The sequence below is a fragment of the Candidatus Krumholzibacteriia bacterium genome, assembly GCA_030748535.1.
GTDB lineage: Bacteria > Krumholzibacteriota > Krumholzibacteriia > JACNKJ01 > JACNKJ01 > JASMLU01.
Window position 1 is genome coordinate 18,802 of the sequence record JASMLU010000006.1, and the last position, 18,371, is coordinate 37,172.

Annotated in this window: 13 protein-coding genes and 1 riboswitch; of the genes, 6 read left to right on the top strand and 7 right to left on the bottom strand. The window is 59.0% G+C overall.

Annotated elements, in window-relative coordinates:
- Positions 1–47 precede the first annotated feature (47 nt).
- Entirely contained in the window at positions 48–1,580 is a 1,533-nt protein-coding gene (locus tag QGH30_07055) for an FAD-dependent thymidylate synthase (protein ID MDP7022092.1), read from the top strand.
- On the opposite strand, the gene QGH30_07060 is transcribed toward QGH30_07055, so the two are convergent.
- The 5 genes from QGH30_07060 to QGH30_07080 are packed head-to-tail and all read right to left on the bottom strand — an operon-like array spanning position 1,577 to position 9,743.
- Entirely contained in the window at positions 1,577–2,455 is an 879-nt protein-coding gene (locus QGH30_07060) for an NAD(P)H-binding protein (GenBank protein MDP7022093.1), read from the bottom strand. The genes QGH30_07055 and QGH30_07060 overlap by 4 nt on opposite strands.
- Positions 2,452–3,696, bottom strand: a complete 1,245-nt coding sequence (locus tag QGH30_07065) for a (Fe-S)-binding protein (protein ID MDP7022094.1) — start codon at positions 3,694–3,696, stop codon at positions 2,452–2,454. Before QGH30_07065 ends, QGH30_07060 begins: the two co-directional genes overlap by 4 nt.
- A complete protein-coding gene (locus QGH30_07070) occupies positions 3,689–6,274 on the bottom strand; it encodes an FAD-linked oxidase C-terminal domain-containing protein (GenBank protein ID MDP7022095.1) in 2,586 nt (861 codons plus the stop codon). The genes QGH30_07065 and QGH30_07070 overlap by 8 nt, the downstream gene beginning before the upstream one ends.
- A complete protein-coding gene (locus tag QGH30_07075) occupies positions 6,267–8,030 on the bottom strand; it encodes a carboxypeptidase-like regulatory domain-containing protein (protein ID MDP7022096.1) in 1,764 nt (587 codons plus the stop codon). Before QGH30_07075 ends, QGH30_07070 begins: the two co-directional genes overlap by 8 nt.
- A complete protein-coding gene (locus QGH30_07080; GenBank protein MDP7022097.1) occupies positions 8,031–9,743 on the bottom strand; it encodes a metallophosphoesterase in 1,713 nt (570 codons plus the stop codon).
- Positions 9,744–9,840: 97 nt separating this feature from the next.
- On the opposite strand from QGH30_07080, the gene lipA reads away from it, so the two are divergent.
- Positions 9,841–10,707: a lipoyl synthase gene (lipA, locus tag QGH30_07085; GenBank protein ID MDP7022098.1), complete on the top strand. Its 867-nt coding sequence runs from the start codon at positions 9,841–9,843 to the stop codon at positions 10,705–10,707.
- A 9-nt stretch (positions 10,708–10,716) separates the two neighbouring features.
- Here lipA and QGH30_07090 read toward each other — a convergent pair whose 3' ends face one another.
- The gene (locus QGH30_07090; GenBank protein MDP7022099.1) at positions 10,717–12,066 is read right to left on the bottom strand and encodes a T9SS type A sorting domain-containing protein; all 1,350 of its coding nucleotides are present in this window, start codon (positions 12,064–12,066) and stop codon (positions 10,717–10,719) included.
- Positions 12,063–14,090, bottom strand: coding sequence for a TonB-dependent receptor (locus tag QGH30_07095; GenBank protein MDP7022100.1), 2,028 nt, complete (start codon positions 14,088–14,090; stop codon positions 12,063–12,065). Before QGH30_07095 ends, QGH30_07090 begins: the two co-directional genes overlap by 4 nt.
- 28 nt (positions 14,091–14,118) lie before the next feature.
- Positions 14,119–14,301: riboswitch (cobalamin riboswitch) on the bottom strand.
- Positions 14,302–14,403: 102 nt separating this feature from the next.
- On the opposite strand from QGH30_07095, the gene QGH30_07100 reads away from it, so the two are divergent.
- From QGH30_07100 to QGH30_07115, 4 genes are all read left to right on the top strand, one after another.
- Positions 14,404–14,655, top strand: a complete 252-nt coding sequence (locus QGH30_07100) for an ArsR family transcriptional regulator (protein ID MDP7022101.1) — start codon at positions 14,404–14,406, stop codon at positions 14,653–14,655.
- Positions 14,656–14,723: 68 nt separating this feature from the next.
- Positions 14,724–17,324 carry a TIGR03960 family B12-binding radical SAM protein gene (locus QGH30_07105; GenBank protein MDP7022102.1) on the top strand — a complete coding sequence of 867 codons (2,601 nt, stop codon included), beginning with the start codon at positions 14,724–14,726 and terminating at the stop codon, positions 17,322–17,324.
- Positions 17,306–17,452, top strand: coding sequence for a divalent cation tolerance protein CutA (gene cutA, locus QGH30_07110; protein ID MDP7022103.1), 147 nt, complete (start codon positions 17,306–17,308; stop codon positions 17,450–17,452). The genes QGH30_07105 and cutA overlap by 19 nt, the downstream gene beginning before the upstream one ends.
- Before the next feature lie 246 nt (positions 17,453–17,698).
- Positions 17,699–18,349, top strand: coding sequence for a hypothetical protein (locus QGH30_07115; GenBank protein MDP7022104.1), 651 nt, complete (start codon positions 17,699–17,701; stop codon positions 18,347–18,349).
- Positions 18,350–18,371: the final 22 nt, after the last annotated feature.

Consider the following 18,371-nt stretch of genomic DNA (forward strand, 5'->3'; position numbering starts at 1 on the left):
CGCTTTCCCTTGTCCCTCGCGAGGGAAAGCGGTATTCTCTCTTCCCCATGAAACCACGAGTCCAACTCATCGACATCTCGGCCGATGCCTTCAACCACATGGTGGCGGCTGCCCGAACCTGCTACTCCGGAAATGGTCCGGTGCAGGCAAGCGATGTCGCCGAGCAGGGACCTTCCAGGGACCGGATTGCCAGAAGCGTCTATCAGGCCGGCCACCACACCACTCTTCAACACGCCCAGCTTCGCTTCTCTCTGGAAGGCGTCAGCCGGCACTTTCTCTGGAGTTTCCTGCACAGCCATCCATTCTACAACTCCGAGCAGGTCAGCCAGCGCTATGTTCCGGTGAAAGAAGGTAACACCTATCGCCCGGAACTGAAGGGCGAGGCTGGACTCATTTATGACCAGGTCTGCAAAGAACAGGTCGGAGATTATCGCCGACTGAGCGAGATGCTTCTCGAGCCCTGCCTGCAGCACTATCTGAACCGCTTTCCCGCCCGCAGAAACCAGCCACGCTCTGAAAGAGAAGCCCTGCGACGGGCGCAGGAGATCGCCCGCTACCTGCTTCCTCTGGCCACCACCGCCTACCTGCACCACAGCATCAGCGTCCTGACCCTCATGCGCTACTACCGGCTCTGTCGTCAGTGGGATGTGCCCGAGGAAACCGGTTTCGTGGTGAGTAGCATGGTGGAAGCACTTCTGGCAAAGGAACCGGATTTTGCCAACTTGCTCGAAGAGCCGCTTCCTCTGGAAGAAACTCCCGAGTATCTCTTCTTCCAGAATCAGGGCATCCGGGATGAGGACATCCGGGATTTCCGCAAGAGCTTCGACGCCTCCCTCCAGGGCTACCGGAGCCTTCTCCTCAGCGCAGACCCTTCGGGAGAAACCCTGCTTGCCGACTCGGTACGAGAAGTGCTGGGCCTTCCCCCCGAACGCCTTTCCGAGGAAGAGGCTCTGGGTCTGGCCCTGGATCCCTCCCGCAATTCTCTCTGGTCAGAAACCCTGAACCTGTCCACGCTCAATCGTCTGGCCCGCCCGCTCTACCATCTGCGCTATGTCTTTCGAAGGAAGCTCAGTCACAGTGCCGACAGTCAGGACCAGCGTCATCGCATGACCCCGGCCAGCCGCCCGCCGCTTCTCCTTCAGGAAAATGGAGAACCCGATTACGAGACTCCCCCGCTCCTGGAAGAAGTGCCGGAGGCGGTGAATCTCTACCGGAATTGCATGGAACGAAGCTGGGAGGGGATCGCCCGTTTCAGAAAAGCGGGAGGAAGCAGGGAAGACGCGCTCTACCTTCTTCCCAATGCAAAGCGGGTTCGCTACACCGAAAGTGCCGACCTTCTCAACTACCGGCACAAGTCGGCCATGCGACTCTGTTTCAATGCCCAGGAAGAAATCTGGCGGCTCAATGTAGAGGAAGTCGAACAGATCGGAAAACTCCAGCCCCGGGTGGCCGCGGCTCTGCTTCCCCCCTGCGGACACCGGCATCAGGCTGCTCGCCGCCCCGTCTGCCCGGAAGGAGACCGATACTGCGGCGTTCAGGTATGGAAGCAGAGCCTGAGCGACTGGAAGCGATCAATCTAGAAGCTCTTCCGGGGTATGTCATTGCATTCGAGCATGTACTCCACATAGTCTTCAATTGACATGCGCGGCTCTCCGAGAAGCTCCCATGTTTCCCTGCTTTGCACTTCCTCCGGGAGTTGCTCTGTGTGCAAGATCAGGCGATGGAAGTCATCAAGAGCCTCATTGCGCCGGGCCAGGCAGCCCAGCATCGAAAGAGGAATCGAAAGCTTCAGAGCCCTCTTGCCCAGAGCCTTCGTAAACCGCCCCGCCGCCTCCCGAATGCTCAGGGCCTCCCTGCCCTCGATGTTGTAGTCCCGGTTCTCCAGAGAGGAATCCCGGAAGGCCGCAGCAACATGGCGGCCCAGATCATCTCCTGCAATCCAGTACAGGGGGTTCCTCCCCGTGCCAGGGATCATGAAGATCCCCCTCCGGAAAAAGAGCGGGAGGCTTTCCATGAACCAGCCGGGCTTGAAGATGATCCAGGGGAAGGAAGACTTTCGCAGGGCATCATCCGCCTGCCACTTCTGCAGGGAGTTGGGCCAGTTCTCATCGGGAGAGGATCCCAGGGCACTCAGTCTTGCGACCAGAATGTCCTGTCTTCCTTCCAGGGCCTTGAGAACCTGCAGACATCCGTCCAGTTCCGGGCGAAAAGGTGCCGAAGGCCGCTCGGTCGCCAGATTCAGGTAGACGGCATCCATGCCTTCTGCGGCACGGGCAATGGAATCCAGGTCCTTGAGATCTCCCGCTACGATTTCCACAGACGAAGGAAGCAGGGCGCGGGCCTTCTCCGGATTGCGGGCGAGAGCACGAAGCTCAAAACCCTCTTTCAGCAAATGACGAAGAACCGGCCTGCCGAGCATCCCATGCCCGCCAATGGCCAGAATGCGTTTTCTCATAGCTTCTCCTTTAGGTTTTCTGCCAGCAATTCCACCGGATGTAAAACCTGCGCAGGGGATTTTCTGCGCGCAAAGACAGCTTCCCACTGGATGCGGCAACCTGGATTGGAAGTGATCAGGATTCTCGCGCCGCTTTTTTCAAACTCTTTCATCTTCCAGCCGATCATCTCCTGACTGAGTTCCGGCTGGTCAAGAAACCAGGTTCCTCCCGCGCCACAGCAGCGTTCTGGATGAGCCATCTCCACAAGGTGAAGATCGGGGAGGCGTCGAAGCAGTTTCCTTGGCCCCTCCGAAATCCCCTGGACATGAATTGCATGACAGGGGTCATCATAGACGGCCCTTATACTCTGACCCGGACGCCCCTCTCCTCCAAAGGAGTCAGGGTCAAGGATCTCGCTCCAGTCCCGAACACGCTCGGAGAAGGCCCGGGCACGATCCTCCCAGGCCGGATCTCCCGAAAGCCAGTTCGCGTAGTCCTTCAGGGCCGCCACGCAAGCGGAGGATCGCGAAACGACCGGGCCCTCTTCCTTCTCAAAGGCCAGGATGTTTTGCTTCGCCAGTTTGCGGCTGACACTCATCTCCCCCCGATGACGGTGAACGGCTCCACAGCAAACAGAGTCCGGCAACTCCCGATAACCGCCCGAAGCAGAGAGGAGACGAAGGCAGGCCTCTTCTTCGGCGGGGAAAAACAGGCCGTCAATGCAACCGGGAAAATGAAGAAAGCGGGCCTGTGGATCCTCTGCCGGACGGGCGCGGGGGCTCCGAAGCTGCGGGAGGAAAGAGAGTCCGCGAAACAGGGAAAAGGAGGGCAGCCTCTCCAGATGAAGAATTCGCAGCAAGCCCAGAAGCCCGAGCCGCTGTGCCCAGCGAAGGCGGGAGAATCCTTTCTCGCGAACATCCCGGGGCTGAAGCAGAAAATCAAGGAACTTCCTTTCCAGCCAATGGCCAAAGCCGCTGTCCGGCTTTCTCTCCCGGATTCTTCGGCGGGCCTGGTCAAGCATGGAGGCATAGGGAACTCCGGCAGGGCAATGTGCCTCACAGGCAAGGCAGCCCACACATTGTTCCAGATGCCGAGACCATTCTTCCAGACGGGTTCCGCGAGAGAGAAGGTCCATCAGGAGAATCCTTCCCCGGGGGCCGGCTCCCTCCTCGCGCAGGATTTCGTAGCTCGGACACACTTCCAGACAGAGTCCGCAAGAGACGCATTCCAGCAGATCGAAACTCCGGTGAAAATCAGTCAAAGAGCCACCTCCCCGGAGCCAGTCGCAGGGAAGGATCCAGGGAGCGGGCAATTCTCTCCATGGAAGAGCGACCCGGAATCTGGGTAAAGGTCGAGGGGCTTTCTGCACCCCGGCGGCTGATCTCCGCCTGGCGTTCCATGAGACTGCTCACCGATCCCGTGGACTTCGTTTCCAGACTGTGCTCTTCGATGCGAAGGCGCGCGCCCTCGATATCGAGAATCCAGCGGCTTCCCAGATAGGGCGGGAGAGTGAGAAGACGATCCACGGGGCCTCTCAGTTCCCGGAGGAAATGCCGCTCGCCCTCCCCGGGCAGTGCCGGAAAATCACGAAGTCGCTTCATGATCTCCGAGTCCCGGGACTCCGTCCAGATCCGCTCGCACTGGACCTGCTCTCTGTTCAGCAGTTCCCGAATCTCCTCCCTCAACTCATCAAGACCTTCGCCGCGCCCTTCCATTCCGATGGCCAGGAGCCAGGAGCCGGAAAGACCGAGACCCGGGGGAATCAGAAGAGGACCGGCAATCGAATCGTAGAGAGAAGAAAGCATTCGGCCGATCTGCACCGCTTCCTCCCGCTTCGCATATTCCAGCAGAAGGAGAGAACGTTCTTCCGGAACGGGGCGACAGCGCAGGCGGAAGGAAGTCATAATCGACAGGGAGCCACGGCTTCCGGCCATCAGGCGGCAAAGATCGTAGGCACAGACATTCTTGACGCTCCGCCCCCCCGCGCGAAAGAAACTGCCATCGGCAAGCAGGCCTTCAAGCCCCAGAAGACGGTCCCGGGGGTTCGACAGTTTGCTCCGGAAAGGCCAGGCCTCATCGCAGGCGATGACCCCGCCGAGACTTCGTTCCCCTGCATGTGACACCGGGAAGTCGATCTCCATTCCCTCGTTTGCGAGAAACTCCTGGACTTCCGTCCAGGGAGTCCCGGCAAAGGCTTCCACCTGAAAGTCCTCCCGGGAGAAGTCCCGGATTCCCCGAAGAGAGGCTGTGGAGAGAAGAAGGCCCACCGACGACGGAAGGGGCGGCAGTTCCTCGGGAAATCGAGCCCCTGTAGGGAGAAGAAGTCCGCGGGTCTTAGCGCCGAGAATGTGGGACAGGCTACCCACGGTCTCCGGTCTCTCAAAACTGCAGGGCTCCTCGGGCGAAAGAAGTGCGGGAACGAGTCCGATCGCAAGGCGAGTTCCCTCTCCCTCATCTTCGGGGGGGAAAATCTTTCCGGGATTGAAGAGCCTCTGCGGATCCAGCCCCGCTTTCAGGCGAAGATGGGGTTCCCGGTCTTCCCGGGACAGAAACAGCGGCAGCCAGCCGCTCTTTTCCACTCCAATGCCATGCTCCCCGCTCAGATTGCCACCCAGTTCCACGGAGATCTTCATGATCTGCTCGCAGGCTCGATCCAGACTTGCCAACTGCTCGCGATCCTCCCGGTCATAGCCGATGTTGGGATGCAGATTGCCGTCTCCCGCATGATAGATGCAGGCAACGGGAAGCCCTTCCTCTTTCACGGCCTCACTAACGCGAACGGTGGCTTCGGCCAGACGGCTCACGGGAACGCAGATGTCCTGAACACAGATGTCCCGAAAGAGACGACCCGCAGCACCAAAGGCACCCTTTCGCCCTCGCCAGAGTCGTTTCCTTTCTGCCTCATCCACCGCCTCGCTCAGGGAAATGGCACCCGTTTCCCGGAGGACCCCCGAAACCTCCCGGCTCTCCCGCTCCACTTCTCCCTTGAAGCCATCAAGTTCCACCAGAAGAACGGCCTCGGACTCTCGGGGGAAGCCGGCGCGGAAGGGAGAGTTCTCCACGGATCGAATGCTCTCCCGGTCCATCATTTCCAGCGCTGCGGGAAGATGTCCTCGCCCGAGGATTCTGGAAGCAGCCGTACTCGCCTGTCGAAGGGAAGAGTAGGGAGCCAGAAGGGTTCTCGCGCATTCCGGCCTTCGGCTGAGTTTCACCTGAAGGGCCGTTACCAGACCCAGGGTTCCCTCACTCCCGCAGAACAGACCCACTGCATCCAGAGGGTTTCCTCCCGGGCTGCTGCAACCAAGTCGATGCAGTTCGCCGCAGTCATCCACCCATTCCAGCCCGAGGACATGCTGGCTCGTCACACCGAGCTTCAGGCAATGCGGGCCGCCGGCATTTTCTGCGAAGTTCCCCCCCAGCGTGGAAACCGTCTGACTGCTGGGATCCGGGGCAAAGCAAAGTCCCCGGGGTCGAAGTAATTCCTGAAGTTCCCGGTTCACCATACCCGGTTGCAGCCAGGCCAGACGAGACGGTTCGTCAATGGAGAGGAGCTTCCGCATGCGCGTAAAGGAAAGAAGCCAGCCGCCGTCGCGGGGAACAGCACCGCCGGAAAGCCCGGTGCCTGCCCCCCTGGCGGTGAGAGCAGTGCCGCTCTCGCGAGCCAGCACGACGAGTTCCATCACCTGAGATGTACTGCGGGGAAACAGGATCAGGTCGGGAAGGGCCGCGTGGATCTTCTGACTGTCATGGCGGTAGAGATGTCGGTCGCCCTCAGAATCCAGAATGTCTTCGGGCGCCAGAATCCGGCGCAGGCGGGGATCAATCCGGCGGCTACTCATCGCCCCGGCTGACATCGCAGATCGCCGTGTGAGTGGTACTCATGGCCAAGGCCAGCCTCCCGGAAGCAGTGACATAGGCCAGGGAAAGAGCTGGCGCCATCAGATCCAGATCCCAAAGCGTCTCTCCTTCAGGAAAGGAAAGGGCATAAGCACGATAGCCCTGAACCTGAATGAACCAGAGAAGCCCGTTCTCCACTCCCAGGAAGTTCCCTTCGCCATCGAGAATGAGACTCTCCAGCAGTTCCAGACTCTCCGGATCCCGGCTTTCCATGCGCTCCTCATAGTTGTAGAAGATCCCCAGAGATCCATCCGGAAGGAAACCGGCCCAGGAGGCTTCCGCGTCAAGGGTCAGCTCTGCAAGCAGCTCACCTTCGCCACTCATGTCCAGGACACGAAGCCTGCGGCTCCCGGGCTCCAGTGCATGCAGGAGATCCACTGAAGGATTCGAGCGAAGCAATGCTCCGCCAGCAAGATCGCTGAGAATATCCACAGAGGCCAGTTCCTCCAGAGTCCCTGCATCGAGAATCAGGGGAGAGCCACCCTCGCGCATACTGAGTACAAGGCGGCCACCTGAAAGCTCCGCCAGATCATCCGATAGGGAAGAAAGCGAGGCCGTCGCCTGTTCCGAAAGAGGAGCAAGAGAGAGCAGCGTTATTACCTCTCCCACCCTTGAAAGCAGCCAGGCTTTTTCACCGTTTCCATCCACGAGCAGATTTCCCCTGCCGATCTCCGGCGACAGAACATCCAGAATCTCTCCGTCGGCGGACATCTTCCTGATTTCCCCACTCAGGGATCCCTGGGAAAGATAGAAATCACGGCCAGGCACGGAATACAGATTCAGGATTTCATTGAGTCCGCCATCGACAAAGATCTGTGCGGCCGCCGTCACCGTGTTGCTCTCCGAGGTGTTCTCCGTGGAGTCCACCGTGCTCAAGCGGTAGAAATAGCGGGCATTGCTTTGAACATCCATGTCAGGAAACTGCGTGTCCCGCCCCTCGTAGAGCAGCGGGCTGTCTGCGTTGAAGTCACTGCTGTCGGAGCGATACAGGCGGAAGAGAGCGAAGTCCTCATCCTCACAGTCCGTCCAGGAAAGGGGAATCGAGTCGAAGGAGCTTTCCATGTTGAAGGAAAGCAGGGAACTCGTGGGCCAGGTATCGACCTCCAATTCCAATACCAGTGCTTCACTTCGATTGCCCGCATAGTCCCGACAGCTCAGGGAATAGGTAAAGAGGCGGCCGGGAACCACCTGGCTGTCTGTCCACTCCTGGATTGAGGAATCAAACTCCTGCCAGAACGGATCTCCCGGACTCTTGCTGAGTTCCACGGCCCAGCGGTCCGGGTCTTCGGGCAGGGTCCAGTGCAGGTGAAGAGACGCTCCCTCGAGCGTTTCTCCGGCAAAGTTGAGCGGGGCAAGAGGTGGCAGGTTATCGACCGGAAGCAGGGCAAAACTCTCGGTTCCTGTTTCCCCCGTCGCCAGACTCAGGGCCCGATGTTCGGACACATAGCCATCCAGAGAAACCCGGAGTGTATCCGTCCCGGAGGGAACTTCGAGGAAGTAGTATCCCGTTGAATCCGTGAGAGTCTCACTCTCTCCCCAGCCGAGATGAGCCCCCGCAAGCATCGTATCCGGCTGCAACTGAACAGAGACATGACCCTGCAGATATGCCAGCTCCGGAAGTGCCGGTCCCCCCGGCCCCTCCCCTTCACAGGCAAGGACAAGAGGAAGCAGGAGCAGAATTGTCGAGACTCTTCTCATTTATCTCTTCCTCAGGGTTTCCTGATGAAGGATACGACCCCGCATGTCGCGAGCTTCAATGCTCAGGCCATCGGAGTCAAGGCGGATCCTGCAGAAGTGCTGGATGGTACTGAAGGCAGAGAGCTTGTCTGCCCAGGGCAGGCTCTTGTCGCGGGCATAGAAGGGCGCTCCCACACCCCCGCTGACCACATGCCAGACCGGTGTCCGGTACTGCTCGCCCAGTCTCTCGTCCACGCGAAGCAGGCTGAAATTGTGCTCGTCCCCGAAGAAGACAATCCGCACCTCGTGCCGCATGAGGATGTCCCAGAAACGGGCGCGCATCTCGAGCATCTCCGGGATCCGGCCATTCCAGTACATGCCATCGCCTGCGTGCCCTCCGCAGGGGAAGGCCGGCTCGTGGGCAAAGACGAAGAACTCGGAGAGCCCTCTCTTGCGGGCATCTTCAAGATCCCGGTCCAGCCATGCGAGTTCCTCTTCGGGAAGTTCCCCTTCGCGATAGCCACCGAGGGAATCGGGATGGCTGGACACATCATAAGTATTGTTGAGTGCAACGACATGAAGCGGGCCATAGTCGAAGGAGTAGACATTTTCACGGAAGGGAGGATGATCCCGGCCCGGTGTCGCCGGCGCATTGAGCGGATTCACGAATGCCTCGGCAAAGAGGCTCTCGCTGTTTTCTGCGCCCTTGCGATCCCGATAGGGAGGCATGCCGTGACCGGAGTGTTTTTCGCCGGGGAAAAAGTCGGCCAGCATCTCATGGTTCCCCATGCCCTCGTAGATCGGAATCCTCGGCCCCACGCACTCTGCCGCCTTCTTCCAGGAATCCAGTTGCCGGCGATAGCTTTCCGGGTCAGCCGTGTAACCGTTGATCAGATCGCCTCCGAAGCAGATGAAATCCACCCCGGACATCTCCGCTTGGGAGAGAAGATTGCGCAACATTCTGCGGTTCGTGCCCTGAACACTCTCGGCTCCCCCTCCGGCTCCGGAACGGCTGTCCGACATGAAGGCAAAGGAAAGCTCTCCGGATTCCGGCCACTGGCCCGGTTCCGGGGCTGTTCGGAAGGTCCATGTCCGGGGCTGAAGATCGCCGGGAAGAAGAATCCGGTACTCGTAGAGCTGGTCCGGCTTGAGTCCCGAGAGTTCCAGTTCCATGGAACGACTGGAAGGTAGCCGGAGCCTTTCTGTGGAACCACCCTCCGGGCCCCACACGACTTCCACCGGAGACTTGCGATCGAGAGTCCAACTCAGCCAGGCAGAGTCAGGTCCGACCCGGTCTATCCAGGGCCCGAGTTTGAGAGCTGGACGAAGGACACGCTGACTGTCCTGCCAGGCATAGGCAAAACGCAGTTCATGGTAATTCAGTGAATTCCACTTCGGATCCCAGGATTCGATCCGCGCCAGAAGCTCTCCCCCCTTGTCAGCAAGAGACTTGACATCATTGCTGGAATATTCCGCCCGGCGCAGGGGAAAGGCCACCTCGTGACGCTTTCTAAGACTGTCACCCTCTTCCCGAAGGACGAAACGCCAGCGGGGGCTTCTCCATGGGTCATCCGGCATCTCGATGCCGAAACTCACACGAGTTGCGGGCACAGGGCGACTGGTTTCCCAGCGAAGCAAAAGTTCTTCGCCCTGAATCTCCACTTCCGGTTCGACCGAGAAGAAGAGAGCCTGGGACAAAAGGGGCAAGACCATCAGGATAAGTATGATACGCATGGAGAGAGATAAGCCCATCGGGGAGAAAGGGTCAACCGGCTTTCGCCCTGTGCTTTACTCCGCAGGCTCCCGGAACTACATTGGGCAGGGAGGCAGAATGCGGGAACAGAAACGCAGACCGGACTGGTTGAGGGTTCAACTGGAAACAGGCGAGGAGTACCGGGAGCTGAAAAAGCTGCTCGGAGACCTCTCCCTGAACACCGTCTGCCGCGATGCGAACTGCCCCAATCTCCACGAGTGCTGGAACGCGGGAACCGCGACCTTTCTGATTCTCGGCGACACCTGCACCCGCCACTGCAGCTTCTGCAGCGTCGGCAAGGGCAAGCCGGAGGCACTGGACGCCGGGGAACCGGCCCGACTTGCCGAGGCCGTTGCCCGCATGAAGTGTCGCCATGTGGTTCTCACCAGCGTAGACCGGGATGACCTTCCCGACGGAGGTTCCGGGCATTGGGCCGCTTCTATCCGGGCCATCCACTCGCTCGAGCCTTCCGTGAGCGTGGAAACGCTGGCCCCCGACTTTCAGGGAGACCCGGAAGCTCTCGACCGTGTTCTTGAGGAAAGGCCGGCGGTCTTCAGTCACAATGTCGAGACGGTTCCGGAGCTGTACCGAAGCGTTCGCACGGACTCGGACTTCGAGCGTTCCCTCTCGGTTCTCCGCCACGCCCATTCCTGGAAGAAGCACTACCCTCTGCGTGTAAAGAGCGGCCTGATGCTGGGTCTGGGAGAAAGCCGCTTCCAGCTTCTGTCCGCTCTTGAAAGAGTTCTGGAAAGCGGCTGTGAGGTCCTGACCCTCGGTCAATACCTGCCACCCTCACGCCAACACCTGCAGGTGGAGCGTTTTCTTCCTCCCGAGGAATTTGAGGAGCTGAAACAGCTGGCCCTGTCCATGGGATTCCTGATCGTGGAATCCGCGCCCTTTGTGCGATCCAGCTATCACGCAGAGCGCCATCTTCCCGGAGCCTGAAGAAGCCGCTTACTTGACCAGAACCAGTTTCATGCTCTTCTGCATTCCCCCGGAAACAAGCCTTGCCAGATAGACTCCCGCGGGAAGATCCTCGCTCCGCCAGTCGACACTTCCCCGTCCTTCCTGGAAACCCTCAAGCAGGCTCGCCACCCTGCGACCGGAGGAATCAAAAACCTCCAGCCGGGCCGGGCCCTCGGGCATCCCGTCCCAGCTAATCCTCACCTGCGGGTTGAAGGGATTGGGCCAGGCCGACAGCTTCCCTCCGGTTTCAGGTGCCTCCCCGCTTCCGGTATCCCCGCTCTCGGGGGCGAGAAGGTCATAGGGAGGAAGACCCAGGGAGAAGGTGTCCCGCAGAAGGTCCCCGTTGACGGAGTCATAGATCCTCACACCCGAAGCTCCCCAGCTTTGGTCGGTGGCATAGAGTTGATCCTCGTGGATTTCCAGATCCGTGAAGACCCAGCCTGCGCCCGCCACAAATAGTTCCGGCGCAGTGGAAGCGCCAAGATCCAGGCGATAGAGGTGCGTATTGAAGGAGGCATCCCCGACGATGGCATAGGCCAGGCTTTCATTCTCAATGGCCAGATCCCCGAGATCTCCATTCAACTCCTCTTCGCTCGCCAGGATCGTGCATTCAAAGGTCTCGGGATCCACGCGCAGAAGTCCGCCATCAAGGAGCCCATAGGAAGAAGGGCAGGAAAGATAGAGCTGGCCCTGAAAAACCTGAATCTCCCCGACAGGATTGCTCAGGGGAAGCCGGACGGCCTGCACTCCCTCCTGCACGGGGTCTACATCGAGGAGGCTCTCGCTGGGCAGGTCCACAACGGCCAGATAACTGTCTCCCACCGGCAACCACCAATAATCCCGGTCCAGTCGCTGGATGGAAACAAAGAGCCGGTCGCCGACTCTGGCCATACAGCCAAGCTCTGCCAGACCATCGGCATCGGCCCAGGCAGAAAGATCAATGCCGCCACAGACCGTTCCTTCCGGCCAGTCGACCTGAAGAAGCAGGTTCTCGTCATTGCGACTTACCCAGGCCTTCTCCCCGTAGACCACGAGATCCTGGGGATTGGATGCCGTTCCGACGCTGAACTGGCTGAGTGTTTCATAGCCATTGTCCGGATCGATCACCTGAATATTGTCGGCACCCATCCGGTGGATGACGCATAGTTGCCCGCCCTGCCAGCGCAATACGGCATCGGAATGCAGGGAAAGAAGATCGCTGTACACGGTCCAGGGATTTTCCGCTGCAAAAGCACTCAGCATCCCCGTGGAATAATCCGTACAGCTTGCATGGACCCGGTCTTCGGCAAGAAGAAGCAGGGGCAAAAGGAGCAGACAAAGATCGAGTTTGATCTTCATGGTGTCTTCCATTCCAGGTTCAGGGTCCAGCTTCGGCCGGGCAGGGGATAGCCGAGGATATCCTCACAGCGTTGATCGGCCAGGTTCATGACTTCAAGACTCGCCCGCCATGTTTCCCCCAGGGGCAGGGAAGCCCCGGCACCCAGAAGTGTCGAGGCGGGCAGGCTTTTTTCGGGATCGTTGTAGCGGTCCGTGAAAACCTCGTCGCGGTATTCCAGCTCCGCAAAGAGGGACAGCCACTTCATCCGGCGAGCGAGGCGGGCAAAGACCTTCCGGGGAGAACGATAGGGCAGGGACTTGTTACGATAGACGGGATTGTCCCCCCGATCCCGGGCATCCTGCCAGTGGGCATTCAGGCGTCCTGACCAGGAGCGGGAGCGAAAGGAGAGGCTCAACTCCTGACCTCGCACCCGGCTCTCCTGCAGGTTCTCTGCTCGCACGGAGTTCTGGCTGTTTCGAAGGAAGAGAATCTGCTGTTCCATTTCCCGGTCAAAGAAGAAGACCTCCAGACACAGTTCGCCCCTTTCGCCCTCCAGTTGAAGCAGGAGTCCCAGATCCCGGGACAGGGCCAGTTCGGGAAGGAGATTGCTGTTTCCCTCGACAGAGACATCCTGCCCGAAGAGCTCCAGCAAACTGGGAGGGCGGTATCCTTCATGGAGGTTTGCCTTGAGTTTCGCTTCCAGGAGGCGCCCCCGGTAGAGGTCGGCGCGAAGTCCAGATCGGCGGAAGCGGGAAAAAGTCTCACGCCGGGGTTTTTCGACTCCCGGGAGCCAGGGCAGGCTGGGAGGGCCATGATAGTTGTCAAAGAGAGTATCTTCTCCGTAGGCAAAGCTCGCAAATACGCGTCCCCGTTCCAGTCTCGATTCCGCTGACCACTTCCCCGTCTCGCGCCTTCTTTCATAACCCTTGCCTTTGCGAGGGTTCAGATTCTCGGGAAGAAAGCGATCTCTTTGCAGTTCGGCATTGAGAAGCAGATGAAAGGGAAGTCGGTACCAGTCCAGACGAAGGCGACTGCCCTCGCTCATCAGTTGGTCAAGAGTTTCATCGGAATTGAGGAAGGGACCGGTCTCCGAAGCAGGGTTCAGGAAGCGGGTGAGGGCATCCCTCCGCCAGATCAGACCCTCCAGTCGTGCCTGTTGAAAGACCAGCCCGCTCTTCCAGCCCAGGCGATAGTCCTGCCCGATGCGGCGGGAACGGGTGGAATCGCTGGGCAGGGATTCGCTGCCCGGGATCCCGTTTTCACGATAGAGAAAACGGGCACTGAGGAGCCAGCGACCCGTGCGATCGTCGGTGCTTCCCCGGCTCAGGCGAGTCTGAAGATCGGCACCGCGAAAGTCGGCGTTCCTGCGAAGCCGAAGAGTGTCATCCTCGCTGTTGTGATTTGTTCCCCGTCGGTCAAGGTACTGGAAGTCAGATTCACTGGAAAGCCAGGTGGCAGCAATCGAAGCCCGGCTTCCCCAGGGTCCCCGGGCTCGGGTCGAGAAACTGGCGCGGGTCAATCCGTAGCTGCCTGTTCCAAGGGCAAGTTGCCGGCCCTCTGCATCTCCGCTGAGTACATGAATGGTTCCCGCCGGAGCGCCGGCACCCAGTTCCCCGGGGGAAGAACCCCGGTAGATTTCAATTCTCTCGACCCCGGCCAGAGGCAGATCGCCCAGAAGAGTGCTGCCGCTCATGGGATGACGCAGATCCACGCCGTCGAGATAGACGGCCACTTCCTGCCCGCTCGAGCCCCGGAGGCTTGCGGTGCTGAAGGCACCAAGCCCTCCGTAACGACGAAGCTCCAGCCCGGCCGCCTCTTTCAGATACTCTTCGGGCAGAGGCAAACGGTGAGGACTCTGCGAAGGGAGAATCACTTCCCGCGCAATGCTCTCGGCCTCCCGGATGGCGAACTGTTCGACTGCCTCTGCCCGAACTTCAATGGCAGGCATGACATAAACAGAATCGGACCAGGCATGGATCCGCTCTTCGGCGGAAGCCGAAAGGCCGAAAAGAAAAATCAATCCGGGGATGCCGAGGAAACGCAAGGCCTCCCACTCCTTTCACTCGAAGGAGATGGTGGACGCAGATCCTGGCAGGTTTCCTGACTGAGGGAGGTTCCAGTCGCCGCCTTCCCGGTACTCCAGTGGCTTGTGGCAAACTCCCCATCACAGTGGCGGGACCGTGGCGGATTTTCACCGCGCTTCCCTATTATGCCGCAGGCAAAAGCCCTTGGCCACCAAGTCTGTGTGGACGCAGAGAATCTATCACAGGCAGTACTGCAGAGCAAGAAATCTTCGCCTCTTGACATTTTCTTCCTCTGCGGGGAATGCTTCTTTGTTCCTCAAATGGGAGCTCGAAATGGAAGAACACCATTCCGACCGACTGAAACTCGAAGAAGATCGTCTTCTGAAGCTACATTCCTCTCTCTGTAAGGTCATGAGCAATCCTCGCAGAACCCGGATGATCCATCTGCTGGAAGAGGGAGAAAAGAATGTGGGTGAACTGGTAGAGGCCACCGGACTTCTCAAGGCGCGAAAAGTCCTGACGGCCTGCAATGCCATGGAGGAACTTTTTCTTGAATTGCTGGAGGAAGAGAACGCCGGCGCCTGATCCACCGGGCTGCCACCTTCCCCTCCTGCCAAAGCCTTGGTATATTCCCGGCAGGAGAGGGGCATTTCATGAGTCATCCATACGATGAAATCCTCCCGCGCGTCCTGAAACCGGGACGATACCGCGGAGGTGAATTTCAGGAGTGTGTCAAGGATCCCGGCGATCTACGGGGTCGTGTGGCTCTCTGCTTCCCGGAGGTCTATGAACTGGGAATGAGCCACATGGGAATGAAGATCCTCTACTCCCGGGTCAATGCTTGCGAAGGTCTGGCGGCCGAACGGGCCTTCTGTCCCTGGCCGGACATGGAAAGCGAACTTCGAAGTACCGGGCTTCCTCTTCTCAGTCTCGAAACTGCCAGCCCTCTCTCCCAATTTGATGTCGTGGGTTTTTCGCTTCAATATGAACTCAGCTACACGAATGTCCTGACCATGCTCGATCTTTGCGGCATTCCCCTGCACAGCGAAAAGAGAAACGACGACGATCCTCTGGTCATCGCCGGAGGGCCGGTCTGTTTTTCTCCTGAACCCGTCGCAGACTTTTTTGACCTGATTCTGATCGGGGACGGCGAAGAGGCACTTCAGGAAATCCTGGAGGAATGGCTTTCCCTGCGCAAAGACAAAGTCCCTCGTAAGGAGGCTCTGCGACGCCTGGCTCTCGGCGGAGACGGCCGTTATGTGCCAACGCTCTACTCGCTGGAAGAGGATCCTCTCTCGGGACTGGTCTGTATTCGCAAACCGGAAGACCAGGAACTTCCCTTTCCTGTCACAAGAGCCCAGGTCGCCGACCTAGCAGATTACCCCTTCCCCACGGACACTCCCGTAGCAGACAATCAGGCCATCTTCGATCGCCATGCCATCGAGCTGGCCAGAGGCTGCACGGAAGGATGTCGCTTCTGCCAGGCGGGGATGATCTACCGACCGGTGCGAGAACGCCCGCCGAGTCAGGTGATCGACACCGTTCTCAAGGGTATCCATGAGGCCGGCTACGATGAGGTCAGTCTTTCCTGCCTGAGCACGGCCGATTACAGCGCCATCGTTCCCCTCGTCCGGGAACTGAGCCGCCGCCTGGAGCCCGAGCGCGTCAGCCTCTCCCTATCCAGCCTCCGGGCCTATGGTCTGCCCGAGAGCCTCCTTGATGACCTGTCAAAGGTCCGTGCCACCAGCCTGACCCTGGCACCGGAGGCCGGCACCCAGAGCTTGCGGGATGTCATCAACAAGAACATCACCGAAGAGATGATTCTCGAAAGCGCCCGACGGGCTTTCGAGCGAGACTGGAATCACCTGAAGCTCTATTTCATGATCGGCCTTCCCACAGAAACGAGGGAAGATGTAGCTGGCATCGTGGACATGGGGAAGAACTGTCGTGAAGTGGGCTTGAACATGCCCGAACGCAAGCGACGCGCTGAAGTAACGGTATCGGTTTCCAACTTCATCCCCAAGCCTCACACGCCCTTCCAGTGGTGCGCCATGGAATCCCCCGACGACTTGCTTCGAAAGCAGGAGTCGCTGAAGTATTCCGCCCGCAGAGCCGGGCTGGGTTTGAAGTGGCATGACCGCAAGACCAGCGAACTGGAAGCCATTCTCAGTCGGGGAGACCGTCGACTGTCGACGGTCGTGGAGAAGGCCTGGAGGAAGGGCTGCCGCTTTGACAGTTGGGATGAGCACTTTCGTCCCGCGCTCTGGAAGGAGGCTCTGGAAGAAGAGGGCCTGGATCCCGGCCCCTACCTGGGCACCCTGCCCGTCGATTCCCGCCTTCCCTGGGATCACCTCGATCCGGGAGTGGAGCAGGTCTTCCTTCTTCGGGAGTATCAGCGAAGCATGCGGGATCGTCTCTCACCTCCCTGCTCGAAACCGCGGGGCAAGCTCCTTCACCCTGCAACGCCAGAGGAGGCCGAGAAGGGACTCGATGACGCGCTGCTTTGCTATCATTGCGGAGTGGCCTGCGATCTGGATGCCATGAAAACCGAGCGGCTGAACTTTCACCGGGAAATGGAGGAGGCCGCCGAAGAGACCCTTCCGGAAGTGGAGACGGGTTCTTACCGCTGTCGGATTCTCTACTCCAAGTCTCATCCGGCAACTTCCCTCAGCCATCTGGATCTTCTTCGCCTTTGGCCGCGCAGTCTGCGGCGCGCCGGGCTCTCCATTCTCTACTCTCAGGGCTATCACCCCCACCCAAGAATCAGCTTCACGCCGGCTCTTCCCCAGGGAATGGAAAGCCGGGGTGAGCAACTGGAGTTTCTTCTGAAGCGCCAGGTTCCCAAGGAGGAAATCCTCGCGCGTCTTCGCCCGATCCTGCCTCCCGGTCTTGAGATTTTGGACATTGTCTGCGGGGAAAGCAGCCCCATGAGAACACGCCTTGAGAGCCTTGAAATGATTCTCCCATTGGAGAGCATCCCGGCGGATCTGGAAGAGCGCTGCCGGGAACTTCTCGCACGGGAGAGTCTGGAAATCACCCGGGTCAAGAAAGGGAAATCCCGAACCGGGGATGCCCGCCCGACCCTGCTGGCCCTTGATTGTCTGGAGGAGGGACTTTGCGTGCGCCTGGCTCTTCAGGGACTTGCACTCAAGGCTGCGGAGTTGGCCGGGCTTCTGGATATACCCGATGCAGCGACTTCTGCCTATCGACGGGGATTTACACTGGAGGAAGAGGAATGCGACCCAGCGACCTGAATATCATCCTGAGTTCTGCGCCCGACATGGAAATGACCGAGACTCTGGCCCGCAGGCTGGTCGAGGCAAGGCTGGTGCCCTGCGCACAGATTCTCCCCAAAGCCCGGAGCCTCTATTTCTGGAATTAGAAACTGGAGGAAAGCGGAGAATGCCTCCTGATCCTGAATAGCTCCAAGGTCAATGACTGCATGGACTTACTGGAAGAGCTGCATCCCAGTGAGAACCCCGAGGGCTTGGTTCTTTCCATCGAAGATGTAGGGACGATTACCTGAATTGGGCTGAGCGGCTTGATTTCAGGGAGCAGATCGGGGATAATTAAGTATGGAGTTTCTGCCATTTTCCGGCAGGAGGATGTATTTCGGGAGAGGTTCATCATGCGGGCACTGACACTTCTTGTTTTCCTGTTCATTGCTGTTAGTTCAGTTAGCGCCGAGAATGTAATCCTCTTCTTCGAGGGTTTCGGCTACGAGGAAAACGGCTTCGAGTCTTCGGACCCCGGCGACGAAATACATCTTATTACCCGCGTGATCAATGCCACGGCACCTCACGCCAATTTCCCTTACGACTCCGATGCAAACGAATATACTCTCTGTGTGACAGGTCTCATTTCCGAGGGCGAGGTCTTTGACGGCTCTTCCTCGGTGATCAGTTTCGAGCAGGGAGTTCTCTCGATCTACGAAGACTGGCAGCAGAACTCCGACTGGAGTGAGCCGCACGACATCGGGAATCCCCCCTCCACTTTCACCGATGGCTTGCTCTGGCTCTCCGGCGAATTCTCTGCTTTTACGATGGTTCTCTACCGCGAACTCAATATGGGTTTCTTTGAGGGAAACATTGCTCTCAGCGGTGGAACGGCTCTTTCTTTCTTCTCCTCCGTGGCCTATGCCTTCGGGGGAGCCCTCATTCCTCCGGGAGATCCGAGCGTCCCGGAAGGCTATGACCTTTCCCTGAATGGAGAAATCTGGTCGGAAGAGGGAACGGCGACACTCGCCAGCTCCTGGAGTCGAATCAAGTCGATTTTCTAGACTCCGGGTGGACTCGGGAAAG